This window comes from Streptomyces sp. KL2, from assembly GCF_046529545.1.
GTDB classification, from domain to species: domain Bacteria; phylum Actinomycetota; class Actinomycetes; order Streptomycetales; family Streptomycetaceae; genus Streptomyces; species Streptomyces radiopugnans.
This window is the reverse complement of sequence record NZ_CP127170.1, coordinates 5,446,902-5,461,158: the sequence shown is the minus strand read 5'-3', so window position 1 is coordinate 5,461,158 and position 14,257 is coordinate 5,446,902. Positions and strand designations below refer to the sequence as shown.

Genomic DNA, 14,257 nt, shown 5'->3' with positions numbered 1-14,257 from the left:
TGTTCCGGGGCCCGGCGTGACCCCCGTACGCCGGGCACACGGCATGGGCGTGCCGCTACGCGCCGCCCGGCTCGCCGCCCCGCTCCCGCCCGGCCCCCTCCAGGGTCGCGGCGTGGTCGGGCACCCAGGTCTGCGTCTCCCTCGGCGGCCGCCGGTAGCCGGTGGACGGCGGCCGGGGCGGCAGGCTCAGCTCCGGCGGCTCGACCTCGTGGTACGGAACACCGGACAGCAGATGGGCGATCATGTTGATCCGGGCCCGCCGCTTGTCGTCCGCGTCGACGACGTACCAGGGGGACTCCGGGATGTCGGTGTGGGCGAACATCTCGTCCTTGGCCCGCGAGTACGCCTCCCAGCGCACGCGGGACTCCAGGTCCATCGGGGACAGCTTCCAGCGCCGCATCGGATCCTCCAGCCTCGACCGGAACCGCCTCTCCTGCTCCTCGTCGCTCACCGAGAACCAGTACTTGCGCAGCAGGATGCCGTCCTCGATCAGCAGCCGCTCGAAGACGGGGCACTGACGCAGGAAGCGCGCGTACTCCTCGTCGGTGCAGAACCCCATGACGCGCTCGACGCCCGCGCGGTTGTACCAGCTGCGGTCGAACAGCACGATCTCGCCGGCCGCCGGCAACTGCTCGGCGTAGCGCTGGAAGTACCACTGGGTGCGCTGGCGTTCGGTGGGCGCGGGCAGGGCGGCGATACGGGCCACGCGCGGGTTGAGGTACTCGGTGACACGCTTGATGGCTCCCCCCTTGCCCGCCGCGTCGCGCCCCTCGAAGACGACGACCAGCCGGGCACCGGTGGAGCGCACCCACTCCTGCATCATCACCAACCGCTCCTGGAGCCGGAGCAGTTCCCTCTCGTACACCGGGCGGGGCAGCTTGGCGCGCCGCCCTTCGGGCCCCTTCGGCGACCGCTTCCCGCCGTCCTGTCGCGGCATACGCACCCTCCCGCGTTTTCCGGATGTTCACCACTTCCGATGACGAATACTGTTTTCCCAGGTGAAACCGGGAAACACGGAAAACCGATCCACGTGACCCGACCCGGAGATGATGAGCATGGCAACCGGAGAGACCGGATTCAGCGACGTCGTCTACGACCTGATCTCGGTGCAGTACCACGCGCTGAAGGCCGGACACGACTACGGACAGTACGTCCGCGACGCCGAGAACGCGGGCAAGCAGGAGATCGCCGACTTCTTCCGCAAGGTGATGGAGGAGGACTCGCGGCGCGCCGCCCAGTGCCACAAGTACCTGGCGCAGCTGTCCGGTACCGAGGACGCGGGTCCGGCGGCCCAGTAGCCCCGATCCCCTTCGGCGGACCGGGGCGCCCGCGGTCGCGCACGGCGATACCGCGAGCGTCCCGGCGCCGCTCCGCCCCGGGGCGCACCGGACTCCGTACGGCGGTCACCATGGAGGCATGTCCCGACGCCGATCCCGTCCGCGCCAGAAGGCCCCCTCCGCCTCGCCCGCCCCTTCTCCCCTTCCCCTCTCCCCCGGCGCGCCCTGCCCGTGCGGGCTGCCCGCCTCCTACGCCGACTGCTGCGGCCGGTTCCACCGGGGTCCGGCAGCCGCTCCCACCGCCGAGGCCCTGATGCGCTCCCGCTACAGCGCCTTCGCCGTGCGCGACCGGGCGTACCTGCTGCGCACCTGGCATCCGGACACCGCGCCGGAGCGGCTGGAGCCGGACCCGGAGACCCGGTGGCGGCGGCTGGAGGTCCTCGGCGCCACCGGCGGCAGTCCCTTCCACACCGAGGGGACCGTCTCCTTCCGCGCCCACTTCACCGAGCGGGGGCGCGAGGGCGTCATGGAGGAGCACAGCCGCTTCGTACGGCACGCCGGCGCATGGGTCTACCTCGACGCCTCCGGCGCCCCCTGACCGCCGTCGAGTGCCCGGGCGTCCGGAAGCCGCCCGGCGGGGGAAGACGTGAAGAAGCCGTGCACCGGCGGCGCACGACCGGCTCCGGTGCGCCGGTGACCGAGTAAGGTCCTCTCCGGGGACCATCCGTGAGCGACCGCGTACTCTGCGGTGCGGTGGGGTGCGCACCGGCCGCGGAGCGTTCGCGCACCCGCACGGCGGTCCCTTCGCGCCCCGCCGTGCGGGGGCGGGGAGGAACAGGAGGGGGGAGATGGCGTTGCGTCCCGACCCGAGGCCGCAGCCTCGCCGTCAGGCCGCCGGGCGGCCGCGGTCCCTGGGCCCGTGGGACCGTCCGGAACCGGACACACCACGGCGGCCCGGCGGCTCCGGCCCGGGCGGTCCGGCCGCGCCGGCCGAGTCCGTCGCACCCCCCGAACCGCGCACGGGCTTTCTGACCGGGCGCCGCGGTCCGCGTACCACCGCCCTGGTCCTGACGACCGGCGCGATCGGTTCCGCCCTGGCGACCCTGCTGGTGGTCTCCGGTGTCCTGACGCCCGCCGACCCGCGTACGCCGCTGTCCGGCGGCCCGCCCCCTCTTCGGAGCCGGCGGACTCCGGGCCGGACGGCCCGCCGTCCGCGTCCGGCTCCCCGGACCCCGAGGCCCCCGCCCCCTCCACGCCCGCCACCTCTCCGGACGGCACGCCGTCCGGGCCCGCACAGCCGGTCCCCACCCCGCCGGCGTCCGCCGCGCCGCCGCCCAGCCCCGCCTCCCAGCAGTCGCGGCGCCCCGCGCCCGGCATGCTGCGGGAGGGTGACAGCGGTCCGGAGGTGGCGGAGCTCCAGCGGCGGCTGCGGCAGATCCAGGGCATCTACCCCGGCGGCGACGTCGACGGCCGCTACGACGCCGAGGTCGCCGAGGCCGTCGCCCGCTACCAGCAGTGGTACGGCATCCGGGGGGACGAGGAGGGCGTGTACGGCGACGACACCCGGCGCGACCTGGAGGCGCGCACCTGACGGGCGCACCGGCGCGCCGTCCCGCGGGCGGGCCGTGCGCTCACCACCCGTGCGCCCCGAGCCAGGACTCCACCCGGTCGCCGTCCCACGCGCCGTCCGCGACCACCACGCGGTAGCGGTAGGCGAAGCTCTCTCCCGGCGGCAGCTCGAACTCCTCGAAGAAGGCCCAGGAGAAGGCCACGACCGGGGTCGGCTCGGATCGCACGAACCAGTGGGAGGCGTGGATCGCGTCGTCGTTCTCGGGCGCGTGGGCGAAGACCAGGGTGGTGTGCGCGTCCACCGCGTCGCGTTCGGCGGTGAAGGCCAGCCAGGGCGCCCGCGTGCCCATCATGGCCGCGGCGCCGGCCTCCCCCTTCCCGCCCCGGCCGCCGGGGCCGAGGACGTCACCGCCGGTGAGATCGCGCGGGCCGCGCCAGTGGAGACCGGTGTAGCCGGCCATCTCGCGCCCGGCGGTGGTCGGGGAGCCGAACACCAGCGGCTCGGCGCGGACGTTGGTGAGGCGGATCGACCAGTCCAGCGCCCAGGCGCCCTCCTCGGGCTCGGCCGAGTGCACCTCGACGGTCCGCGTCTCGCGGGCCCACTCCCGCCCGCCGTTCTCGATCCACGTCAGCCGTTCGGCCACGCGCACCCGGTCCCCGTCCGGACCGAGGACGTCCACCGCGTCGAAGGCGTCGTGCCGCATCCACCCCACCCGGTCGCGCAGCGGCAGGTAACCGCGGCCGTGGACGTAGGAGTTGCCGCCCCAGAAGTTCTGCCCGGACAGATGGCTGGCGGTCATCTGCAGCCCCTTGTGCCAGCGGTGGTCGCTGGGCCGGTAACCGGTGACGGTGCGGCCGGCCAGGGTGCGCAGCGGGTGGGCGTACGGCTTGCGGGACTCGAAGGCGTCCGGGTCGGGCCGGTAGACGTAGGCCATCAGCTCCACCGCGCCGCAGGAGACGGAGACCCGCTCGCCGTGGACGTGGGTGACGGTCAGCGGCGCGCTCATCGGGCCGCCTCCGCCGAGGAGGTGCGCGGCGCCCAGTCGGGGTGGCCGCCGTGCATGGCGGTGTAGTACGGGTCGCCGGGGGCTATCTCGCCGGCGCGCACCGGACGCCCGGTGAAGGCGGCCTTGTACAGGGCGGCGGTGAACTCCACCGTGCGGCGGGCCTCGTGGCCGCTGCCGGGCGGCCGGACGCCCGCGCGCCGGGCGGCGAGTACGGCCGCGAGCTGGGCGGTGTGGGAACTGGGCAGGTCCGCCGCCGGGGTGCGCCAGGCGCGGACGCGGTCGGCTCCGCCGGGGGCCCGCGCCACGTGGGGGGCGGGCGTGTACACCCAGTCGTCGTTGGAGTGCCCGTACAGATGGGTGAGTTCGACGGTGGCGTCGGCGCAGTCGATCCGTATGCGGCTGGTCTCCCGGGGGGACAGGACGCTGTTGACGACGGTGGCCATCGCGCCGCTTTCGAAGCGGACCAGGGCGGTGGAGACGTCCTCGCTCTCCACGTCGTGCACCAGGCGTCCGGCCATGGCCCGCACCTCGGCCCAGTCGCCGAGCAGGTGCAGCAGCAGGTCCGTCTGGTGGATGCCGTGGCCCATCGTGGGGCCGCCGCCCTCGGTGGCCCACCGGCCGCGCCAGGGGGCGGAGTAGTAGGCGGCGTCGCGGTACCAGGTGGTCTGGCAGTGGGCGACGAGCGGGGCGCCCAGTGCGCCGGAGGCGAGCAGTTCACGGGCGTGGACGGCGCCGGAGCCGTAGCGGTGCTGGAAGAGGACGGTGGCGTACGGGCCGCCCTCCTCCTGCGTTCCCTCGGCGGCGGCGATCTCGTCGTACTCGGCCAGGGACAGGCACAGCGGCTTCTCGCACAGCACCCACGCGCCGGCGCGCAGGGCGGCCGTCGTCTGCTCCCGGTGGAGTGAGGGCGGGGTGCCGATCAGCACCAGATCGGGTCTCTCCCGTTCCAGCATCCGGTCCAGGTCGGTGTAGCCCGCCACTCCGGTGCCGGCCTGCGCGCGGAAGGCGTCCAGGCGTCCGGCGTCCACGTCGACGACGGCGACCGGCTCGACCTCGTCCGCGTGGGCCCGGAGGGCCGGCAGATGGCCGACGGTGGCGATGGCTCCGGCGCCGACGACGGCGGCGCGGAGGCGTTGGGTGACCGGGGGCATCAGGTTCGGGCTCCTTCGGTGGCCGACGGCGGCAGAAAGCGCTTACCGACCTAGACCCTAGAAGCGGCGCGGGCATCTGGAAAGGGTCCGTGCGCCACGATCCGCGAGCCCCTTCCTCCCGCGGCGGGCCGTTCCGCCGCGGGAGGACCGGCTGCGCGGAGGGTGTCACCCCCGCGGGGGCGCGGCCCCTGCGGGACGGTCGGCTTCGCGGGGCGTGACGTCCTTGACGAACACGATGCCGTCGCTGTCCGCCAGATGGGCCGGGTCGAGGGGGGCGTAGCCGAACCAGGAGGACACACGGGGCTCGGGGCGCGTGCCGCCGAGGGCTGCGGCCAGCCGCCGGGCGTCGACGAGACAGCGGTCCCGGGGGATCGCGTACAGGAGCCCTTCGAGGGTGTCCGGCGGCGGGGTGCCCACCCCCCGGTGCCGGATCGTGCCCAGGGCCGTGGCCACGAAGGCGTACTCCTCCCCGAGCCGGGCGCTCACCAGTGCGCCCGCGCTCCACCACTCCAGCGGCCTGCCGCCCATCCGCATCGTGCTCTCGTGCCGCTGGAGATGGGCGTTGTGGGCGTGGACGAACACCGGACCCCGTTCGGCGAGGGCGAGGAGGTTGCCGGCCATCATCGAATCCCGCAGGCTCGTCAGTCGCGCCAGACGGCTCGGCGAGGTGTCGGCCATCCGCCAGTGGTAGCGGAGCAGGCCGGTCGCGGTACGCCCGTACATGCGCGCCCGGTCCCATTCCTCCCGCGAGGTCGCCGCGATCAGGTGCGGCGTCCACTCCTCCAGCAGCGCGACCAGATCGTCGGCGAGCAGTCGCAGCCGGCCGGTCTCGGCCGACCGCCCCGCGGAGCGGGACGGGTCCGTCATCGCGGCGGGATCGGTCCACCGGTCGTCGGGGCCGAGCAGGCGGTCGAGCGTCCGCGCGGCGCAGGGGAGCAGGTCCGCCTCCACATGGGCCGCCAGGTAGCCGTGGAGCGCGGTGAGGGCCTGCCGGGGGCTCGCGGCGTGGGTGATCTCCAGCGGGCCGTCGAAACCGGCGAAGCGGAGCCGGTCGGACGCGGGCCTGCCCTCCTCGGCGGCGCGGACGTTGCGGGCGCGCATCCACCGCACGAGTTCGCGGTTGGCCGGGAAGGCCCCCCAGCCGTGGCTGAATCCGCTCTCCACGACCTGATCGAGGGTGCCCGTGCCGGAGGTGACGTAGTCGTCCACGATCAGGCCCGCCATGCAGTCGCTCTCGACCGCGATCGTCCGGTGGCCCTCCTCCTCGACGAGCTGCCGGAACAGTTCGTTGCGCAGATCCAGCAGCGCGCCCTCGCCGTGGGTGGGCTCGCCCAGTGCGAGCAGCCGGGGCCGGCCGGGGAGCATCCCCATGAGGGCGGCGGCCTCGACGGGATGGGCGGTGTCCTTGGTTCCGGTAGTCATGACCTCAACGCTATCGTTGAACTCTCGGTGGAGACTTTTCCGCGATAGCGTCGGCCACATGGCGCGAAACCTTCAAAGCGGCAAGCGGCTCAGGCCGGTCGATCTGGCGCGCGGGCACGGTCTGTCCACGCAGGCGGTCAGGAACTACGAGGCGGCCGGCATCCTCCCGGCCGCCGACCGCACGCCCCACGGCTACCGCACCTACACCCCGCTGCACGCGCGGGCGCTGCGCACCTTCCTCGCCCTGGTTCCCGGCCACGGCCACCAGGGGGCGACGGCGATCATGCGGGCGGTGAACGAGGGTGCGGACGAGGAGGCGTTCCGCCTCGTCGACGAGAGCCACGCCCGGCTCCTCGAGGACCGGCGGACCCTCCGGGCCGTGGAGAGCGCCCTGCGCGATCTGGAGCCCGGCGCAGGGCGCGGTGCGGGGCCCGGGCGGGACGCGGCATCCGGGTCCGGCTCCGGCTCCGGCGGCACGTTCATCGGGCCGCTGGCCGGGAAGCTCGGCATCCGGCCCGCGACACTGCGCAAATGGGAGCGCGCCGGGCTGGTCCGCCCGCACCGCGACCCGCGGACCGGGTACCGCGTCTACGGCGAGGACGCCGTACGGGACGCCCGGCTGGTCCACCAGCTCAGGCGGGGCGGCCATCCGCTGGAGCAGATCGCCCCGCTGATCGACCGGGTGCGGGCGGCCGGCGGACTGGAGCCGCTGGAGGCCGTGCTGCGCGACTGGCACGGCCGGCTGTCCGCCCGCTCGCGGGCGATGCTGGCCGGGGCCGCCGAACTGGAGGCGTACCTCCGGGAACGCGGATGAGACCTCGGCCGCCGACCGGAGGGCGGGGGCCGTCGACGGTGCGGTCGGCGCGCCGGGCGGGCCCCGGTCCCGCGGTCCGCCCGGCGTACGGCCCGGTGTACGGCCCGGCACGGTGTCCCCCGTTCCTCGGCGAGCCGACACCTCGCCTTCGTGTACATGCCACAACTGCCGGGGAAGGTATGGCCCACCGGCCTCGGCGGCCGGCCGCGGCCGTCCGGTACGCGAAAGGAGGCTCGTACGAGTGGAGTTGGGAATCCTGGGGCCGGTGGAGATACGACGGCACGACGGCGCGCGGCTGGGCCCGCGCGCCGGCCGTGAGAGATCCCTGCTGGCGCTGCTCGTGCTCAACACCGGATACGTGCTCCCCCACGACCGCATCGTCGACCTGCTGTGGGAGGACCCTCCCGGCAGCGCCCGTGCCCAGGTGTACAACCTGGTCAGCGGTTTGCGGCGGCGGCTGCGGGCGGACGCGGGCGGTGCGGGGCGCGAGGCGCTGGTGACCACCGACGGCGGCTATCTGCTCAGGTCCGGAGCACACACCACCGACCTCGCCGTCTTCCGCGACCACGCCTCCCGGGGCCGCGGCGAGGCGGAGGCGGGGCGGTTCGGCCGGGCGGCGGAGCTGCTCTCCGCCGCTCTCGGCTGCTGGCGCGGCACGGCGCTCAGCGGTTGCTCGGAGCCCTTCGTCCCGGCCGCGCGCCAGGGGCTGGAGGAGGAGCGGTGGCGGACCGTGGAGGCCCTGCTGGACGCACGGCTGGCCCTGGGCGAGTACGAGCGGGTGCTCGCGGAGGTCGATCCGCTCCTCGCCCGGCAGCCCCACCGCGAGGACCTGTACCGAAGACGGATGCTCGCGCTCGCGGGACAGGGGCGGCGCGCCGACGCCCTGGCCTGCTACCGCGAGGCGTACCGCAGGCTCGGCGACGACCTGGGCGTCGGGCCGGGGGCGCAGCTGCGCGAGCTGCACCGGCGGATCCTCGAAGGAGCGGTGGTCGGCGCGCCGGACGGAGCGGACGGTCCGGGCGGCGCGGGGGTCGTCCGGCGGGAACGCCGCGGAGGGCCGGCGGAGCCGGCGGACGCCCCGGCGGAGGCGGCACCGGTGGCGGCGGCGCGGACCGCGCCGCCCGCGCCCTCCTCACCGCCTGCGCCACCCTCGCCGGTCCCCCGCCAGCTGCCCGCGGTGACGGGGAGTCTGTACGGGCGCGGCCGGCTGCTGAACGGCGTACGGGCGGCCCTGCGCGGCGGCGGCATCACCGTGCCCGTGGTGGTGCTGACCGGGCCGGGCGGCGCGGGGAAGACCGCGGCCGCCCTGCACGCCGGGCACGCGCTGGCCGGCGAGTTCCCCGGGGGCCAGCTACACGCCGATCTGCGCGGCTCCCAGGAGACGCCCGCCGACCCGTACGACACGGCGGCCCGGCTGCTGCGCGGCCTGGGCGCGGACGGCCAGGACATCCCCGCCGACCCCGAGGAGCGGACCGCCGAGCTGCGCAGCCGGCTCGCCGGGCGCCGGGTGCTCCTGCTCCTGGACGACGTGCGCGACGAGGCCCAGCTGCGCCCGCTGCTGCCCGGCACCGCCGACTGCGCCGTACTGGCCACCTCCCGCCGGCGGCTGGCGGCCCTCGCCGGAGCCCGTACGTTCACCGTGTCCACCCTCGCCCCCCAGGACGCCGTCCTGCTGCTGACCCGTCTGGTGGGCACCGGGCGCACCGCCGCCGAACCCGCCGCCACCGCGGAGGTGGCCCGGCTGTGCGGCCATCTGCCGCTGGCCCTGTGCATCGCGGGCGCCCGGCTGGCGGCCCGGCCCGACTGGACGATCGGCGGCTTCCGCGACCGTCTGGCGCGGCACCGGCGGCGGCTGGACCAGCTCGCCGTCGGCGATCTGGACGTACGTGCCGGCATCGCCCTGGGCTACCGGTCCCTCGCGCCCGATCTGCGCACCGCCCTGCGCAGGCTGGGGCTGCTGGACACGCGCAGTGTGCCCGCCTGGGTCCTCGGCGTGCTGGCCGGGCGGCCCGACGGCACGGCCGACCGGCTCACCGACCAGCTGGTCGAGCGCCATCTGCTGGAAGCCGTCGGGACGGACCGGGCAGGCCAGCCGCGCTTCCGGCTCCACGTCCTCGTCCACGACTTCGCGGCGGAGCGGGCCCTGGCCGAGGACTCCCCCGCCGAACGCGAGGCCGCCGTCCTGCGGGTGCTGCGGGCCTGGGCGGCGCTGGCCTCCCGGGCGGCGGAACGGCTGGGCCACGGCGGCGCCCTGGACCCCGTCGAGGGCGCGGGCGAACCTCCGGCCGACGCGGCGCGGGCCGCGCGGAGGCGGCCCGCCGACTGGTTCTCCGCCGAGCAGGCGAACCTGATCTCCGCGGTCTCCCTGGCCGCGCGGCTGCGCCGTCCGGAGCTGGCCGCCGACCTGGCCCTCCAGGTCGGCGGCCACCTGCTGCTGCGCTTCTACGAGAAGGAGCGCGAGGAGGTCGTCCGCACCGCGATCGGCTGCTGGGGCGAGAGCGCCGCCGGCGACCGCAGGCTGTGCCGACTGTACTTCGCGCTGTGCTGGACGTTGTACCAGCAGGACCGCTACGAAGAACTCCTCCGGACCGCCGAGCGTGCCCTGGCCGCCGCCCGCGACCTGGGCGACCCGGAGATCGTCGCGGACGCGACCTGGCAGGTGGCCAAGGCGACCGCCCTGAAGGGGCGGCTGCCGGAGGCCGCCGAGCACTACGGGCGCTCGGTGCGCGAGTGCGAGCGGCTGGACCTGTCCGACCGCGCACGGGTGTACTCGCTGACCGGGCTCGCCAACACCCTCGCCGACCTGGGCGACGCCGCCGGGGCCGTGGACCACTACCGGCGGGCCCTGGAGCGGCACACCGCAGCCGACCGCACCCGGGTGGTGATGCTGCTGCGCTGCGCGGAGGCCGTCGCCGACCGCGGGGACGGGCCGGAGGCCCTGGGCCTGCTCGCGGAGGCCGGGCGCATCACCGCCGGGATCGGCGACGAGGTCGGCGCGGCCCATGTGGAGCGGGTGCGCGCCCTGGTCGCCGTCCTGGGGCACGACTGGCCCCGCGCACGCTCCGCACTGGTCTCCGCGCTGGAGGTGCTGCGGGCGCACAACGAGGCGTCGGGCACCGCGCAGGCGCTGCGGAGCCTGGGCGACACCGAGATCGGGGCCGGGCGGACGGAGGAGGCGTGCGGAGCGCTGCGCGAGGCGCTGTCGCTGTACCGCGGGATGCGGGCGCCCGTGGAGATCGCCCGTACCGAGGCCCGGTTGAGCGCGGCGCTCGTGCTGGCCGGGGAGCCCCCGTCGGCCGGCGGGCACGCGGCGGCCTTCCGGAGCGCCCTCGACCGGTACGGTCTGCCGCCGGCCAGCCTGCGCCTTCCCCCGCACGTACGGCGGCTGCTGCCCGCCGCCGACTGAGCGGTGGCCGCACGGGGACCGGGCGGCGGCCCGGGCGGTGTCCCGGCCGCCCGGGCCGCCCAGGCCGCCGAACCGGACCGCCGCCCGGGCCCGCCGTACGGCCCGGTCCGCGTACGGCCCGGTCCGCGTACGGCTCAGATCGCGGTGTCGCTGAAGCCGTGCCGGGCTATGCGCGCCAGCATGTTCCGCCAGGCGACGATCTCGGAGTGCGGGTCCCCGCTGATGCCGAGCCGGTTCTTCGCGCGGTTGAACCAGGTCTGGGTGTTCGAGCCCCAGATGCCGTCCACGGCCAGACCGGCGCCCATGAAGTTGTTGCACATGGCCTGGACGAACACGGTGTCGCTGCGGGAGCCCTTCTCGCACGTCGTGGGCAGGCCGCCGAAGTCGGCGTGGATGTGGTCGTGGTGGGCGGAGTTGTACCAGCCGTCGAGGACGTAGCGGAACCGCCTGCGGCACACCGCGTCCACCGCCAGGTAGCGGCGGCGCAGGGTGCGGCCCTCGGCGTGGTGGCGGTCGAGCGGCGAGCAGCGCCTGCCGCCTGCCCAGCGCACCATGTCCAGGTCCATCGCGGTGCCGGCGCCGTGCTGGCCGCTCCGGTTGACGTAGAAGCCGGCGGACACCAGGAAGTCGACGCTGCCGAAGCCGCCGTCGGCGGAGAGGTTGCGCAGGTCGCGTATCCACAGCACCAGCCGGTCGTAGAACGCGTCGGTGCACTGCCAGCTGCGCAGGGTGGTGTTGCCGCGGTCACCGCGCCAGTAGTAGACGGGGGTGCCGTCGATCCTGCTGAACGTCCTCATCGCCAGGGCCGAGGGCGCCTGCATCTCGCGGGGCAGCGCGGCCGCCGCCGGGCCCTCGGCGGCCTGTGCCGCCGCGCCCGCCGGGCCGACCGCGAGCGCCGTGGCCGCCGCGCCGACCCCGCCGAGGAACAGCCGCCGGTCGATGCGCGGGGAGGGGACGGGGGCGGTCGGCCCGGCGGTGTGGTCGTGGGCGGGTCTGTCCACTGGTTCCTGCATGGTGTGCTCCTCTGCGGTACTCGTCGGTTCCGTTCCGGGCTCCCGGCGGCGGGAAGGGGCGCGGAGCCCCGCCTCCTCCGGCGGGGACCGGCTCCGGACGTGCCCGCGGCCCCGGGAGAGCGGTGGAGCGCGGGGCGGGGCGGGCAGGGAGGGGGTGGGCGGATCGCCGGTCCCCGTGATGGTCGGCGGCGCGCCTACTGCCGGTCTCATTTCCGTCTCACTCGCCCCGCCGCGACCGCGGTACGGCCGCCGGAGGGCGGCGGTACGCGGCGGTACGCGGCGGTACGCGGCGGGGTCGGATGCGGGAAAACGTCCCGGACCCGCCCCCGCCGCCTCCTGCCCCGCCCCGTCCGGCGGCTATGGTGCGGTCACCGGTCGGGCGAGGGGCACGAGGGGGCGGCATGGCGGACGGGACGGCCGAGGGCGGCGGTGCGCGGACGGGGGCCGGCGCGGGGCCGGCTCCGGATCCGGGGCCGGAACCCGTGCTGGAGTCGGCTCTGGAGTCCGTGGTGGTGCACGCCGTCGGGGCCGTGTGCGTCCGGCGCGCCCGCTGCGTCCTGCCGCCGGGTCCCCCGGCGGCCCCGGACGCGGCCGTACGTGTCCGGGTGGAGGGCCTGCCGATCGCCCTGTACGACCACTCGCTGCGCGGCCGGGTCGTCTCCGGCCCGCCCGGACTGCGGGTGACCGACGCACGGGCGGTGCGGGTCGCCGCACCCCGGCAGGATCGCGAACTGCCCACTCTGCGCCTTGAGTTGGAGGAGGCCGAGGACCGGCTGGACCGGCTGCGCGAGCGGCGCGACCGGCTCGCCGAGGAGGTCGGGCAGGTGGCGGAGTTGCGGGCGGTGCCGCCGCAGCAGCGCCGCGGGGACCCGCCCCGCTGGGCTCCGGTGGAGTCCCTGCTGGCACTGGCGAACTTCGTGGACGGCCGGCTGGCACTGCTCCACGAGCGGCTGCGGGCGGTGGAGGCCGAACTGAGCGGCGCCGAGTACGAGGTCGATGTGCTCGCCCACCGTCTGGAGGCGGCCTCCAGCGCGCTGCCCGCCGCGCGGGCGGGCGAGTCGGCCGCCGCCGTCCTGACGCTGGAGCGGTCCGGGGAGGCGGCGGAGCACGCCGGAAGCCGGGACGAACAGGATTCCGCCGAGGCGGAGTTGGAGGTCGAGTACCACGTGCCCGGGGCCACCTGGTCGCCGGTGTACCAGTTGCGGCTGGACGACACGGCCTCCGGTTCCGGCTCCCGCTCCGGCGGGACGCTCGTCCTGCGGGCCTGCGTGGCCCAGCGCACCGGCGAGGACTGGACGGGCGTACGGCTGGGCCTGTCCACCGCCGACCTGCTGCGGCGGACGGACGTCCCCCGGCTGCGGTCGCTGCGGATCGGGCGGCGCCAGGAGGAGCCCGCCGCGCGGGGGTGGCGCGAACCCCCGCCGGGGCTGGAGGAGTTGTTCGCCGGGTACGACGCGGCCGTCCCGCCCGGGCCGCTCCCCGCCCCTGTCCCGCCCCGGGCGGGCGGGGCGCCGCCCCCCGTCGCCGGGGCGGCCCCGGCGACGGGCGCCGCGGCGGAGCCGGAAACGGGTCGCACGCTCCCCGAGGCGCATCACGGGTTCGCCGCGTACGGCGCCCCCGCCGCGGCCTCCGCCCCCGCACCGCTCGCGCCGGCCTCCCCCGGGGGCCTTCGGGCCGCGGCTCGGGCGGCAGCCGTGTCCCCGCCGTCCCCGCCTCCCCCACCTGGCCACTCTCCCCCGCCGGGCCCGGCCGAGGGCATGCTCGACTACGCCGGCCTGACACTGGCCGGTCCGGACGAGCCCGGCCGGCGCGGCAGACTGCGGCCCGCACCGGACGAGCGGGGCACGGCCGTCGCCGAGCACCGGCGGCGGGCCGAGTCCGTGGCACGGCTGGCGCGCCCCTCCCACGCGGTCGACGTACGGCGGTCGGCCGGCTCCTTCCACCACCGCTACGACACGGCCGCCCCGGTGGACGTGGCCGCGGACGGGGCCTGGCACACCGTCCCCGTACGCGAGATCCCGGTGGAGACGGTGCCGGAGTACGTGTGCGTGCCGTCGGTGGACCAGACCGTGTACGGCACGGTGCTGCTGACCAACGCCTCCGGCCACCCGCTGCCGGCCGGACCGGCCGACGTCGTCGTGGACGGCGGCTTCGTCCTCACCACCCCTCTGCCCACCCTCGCGCCCGGAGAGTGCCGCAGGGTGGGGACCGGCGCCGTCGAGAGCGTGAAGGCGGCGCGGCGCACGCGTCTGCGCGAGTCCACCGCCGGGCTGCGCGGCGGGACGACGGTGCTCGACCACACCGTCGAGGTCGAGCTCGCCAACCGCCTGCCGCACCGGATCACGGTGGAGGTGCGCGAACGCGTCCCCGTCGGCACCGACAAGGAGGTGCGGATCGAGGAGCGCCCGGCCGAGCCGCCCTGGACGGCCGCCGAAGGCCCCCTCGACGACCCCGACGGCGGCGACGGCCGCCATGTGCGCGGGGTGCGGATCTGGCGGGTGGAGCTGGGGCCGGGCCGGACCACCGTCCTCAGGGGCGGTTACGAGGTGCGGATCCCCGCGGGCAAGGCACTGGTCGGCGGGAACCGGAGGGACTGAC

Annotated in this window: 11 protein-coding genes; 6 read left to right on the top strand and 5 right to left on the bottom strand. The window is 76.1% G+C overall.

The window, feature by feature from the left end; genetic code table 11:
* Positions 1 to 55: 55 nt before the first annotated feature.
* Entirely contained in the window at positions 56 to 937 is an 882-nt protein-coding gene (gene ppk2 / locus QPK52_RS24565; protein ID WP_410539640.1) for a polyphosphate kinase 2, read from the bottom strand.
* Between the two features lie 118 nt (positions 938 to 1,055).
* Here ppk2 and QPK52_RS24560 point away from each other — a divergent pair, with 118 nt between their 5' ends.
* The 3 genes from QPK52_RS24560 (at position 1,056) to QPK52_RS24550 (ending at position 2,868) form a co-directional block, all read left to right on the top strand.
* On the top strand, positions 1,056 to 1,298 hold the full coding sequence (locus tag QPK52_RS24560) for an acyl carrier protein (protein WP_093659922.1): 243 nt from the start codon (positions 1,056 to 1,058) through the stop codon (positions 1,296 to 1,298).
* Positions 1,299 to 1,416: 118 nt separating this feature from the next.
* Positions 1,417 to 1,875: a YchJ family protein gene (locus QPK52_RS24555; RefSeq protein WP_410539638.1), complete on the top strand. Its 459-nt coding sequence runs from the start codon at positions 1,417 to 1,419 to the stop codon at positions 1,873 to 1,875.
* Positions 1,876 to 2,652: 777 nt separating this feature from the next.
* Positions 2,653 to 2,868 (top strand): peptidoglycan-binding domain-containing protein, encoded by a 216-nt coding sequence (locus QPK52_RS24550; protein WP_410539636.1) that lies wholly within the window; start codon positions 2,653 to 2,655, stop codon positions 2,866 to 2,868.
* Between the two features lie 40 nt (positions 2,869 to 2,908).
* Here the strand turns inward: QPK52_RS24550 and QPK52_RS24545 are convergent, their stop codons facing one another.
* From QPK52_RS24545 to QPK52_RS24535, 3 genes are all read right to left on the bottom strand, one after another.
* Entirely contained in the window at positions 2,909 to 3,853 is a 945-nt protein-coding gene (locus tag QPK52_RS24545) for a PmoA family protein (RefSeq protein ID WP_410539635.1), read from the bottom strand.
* Positions 3,850 to 5,004, bottom strand: coding sequence for a Gfo/Idh/MocA family protein (locus QPK52_RS24540; RefSeq protein ID WP_410539633.1), 1,155 nt, complete (start codon positions 5,002 to 5,004; stop codon positions 3,850 to 3,852). The genes QPK52_RS24545 and QPK52_RS24540 overlap by 4 nt, the downstream gene beginning before the upstream one ends.
* A gap of 165 nt (positions 5,005 to 5,169) precedes the next feature.
* Positions 5,170 to 6,426, bottom strand: coding sequence for an erythromycin esterase family protein (locus QPK52_RS24535; protein ID WP_410539632.1), 1,257 nt, complete (start codon positions 6,424 to 6,426; stop codon positions 5,170 to 5,172).
* 58 nt (positions 6,427 to 6,484) lie between these two features.
* Here QPK52_RS24535 and QPK52_RS24530 point away from each other — a divergent pair, with 58 nt between their 5' ends.
* Positions 6,485 to 7,240 carry a TioE family transcriptional regulator gene (locus QPK52_RS24530; protein WP_410539631.1) on the top strand — a complete coding sequence of 252 codons (756 nt, stop codon included), beginning with the start codon at positions 6,485 to 6,487 and terminating at the stop codon, positions 7,238 to 7,240.
* A gap of 241 nt (positions 7,241 to 7,481) precedes the next feature.
* On the top strand, positions 7,482 to 10,646 hold the full coding sequence (locus QPK52_RS24525) for an AfsR/SARP family transcriptional regulator (RefSeq protein WP_410539630.1): 3,165 nt from the start codon (positions 7,482 to 7,484) through the stop codon (positions 10,644 to 10,646).
* A 134-nt stretch (positions 10,647 to 10,780) separates the two neighbouring features.
* On the opposite strand, the gene QPK52_RS24520 is transcribed toward QPK52_RS24525, so the two are convergent.
* Positions 10,781 to 11,659, bottom strand: coding sequence for an extensin family protein (locus QPK52_RS24520; RefSeq protein ID WP_410539629.1), 879 nt, complete (start codon positions 11,657 to 11,659; stop codon positions 10,781 to 10,783).
* 401 nt (positions 11,660 to 12,060) lie between these two features.
* On the opposite strand from QPK52_RS24520, the gene QPK52_RS24515 reads away from it, so the two are divergent.
* Positions 12,061 to 14,256 (top strand): DUF4139 domain-containing protein, encoded by a 2,196-nt coding sequence (locus QPK52_RS24515; protein ID WP_410539628.1) that lies wholly within the window; start codon positions 12,061 to 12,063, stop codon positions 14,254 to 14,256.
* Position 14,257 lies beyond the last annotated feature (1 nt).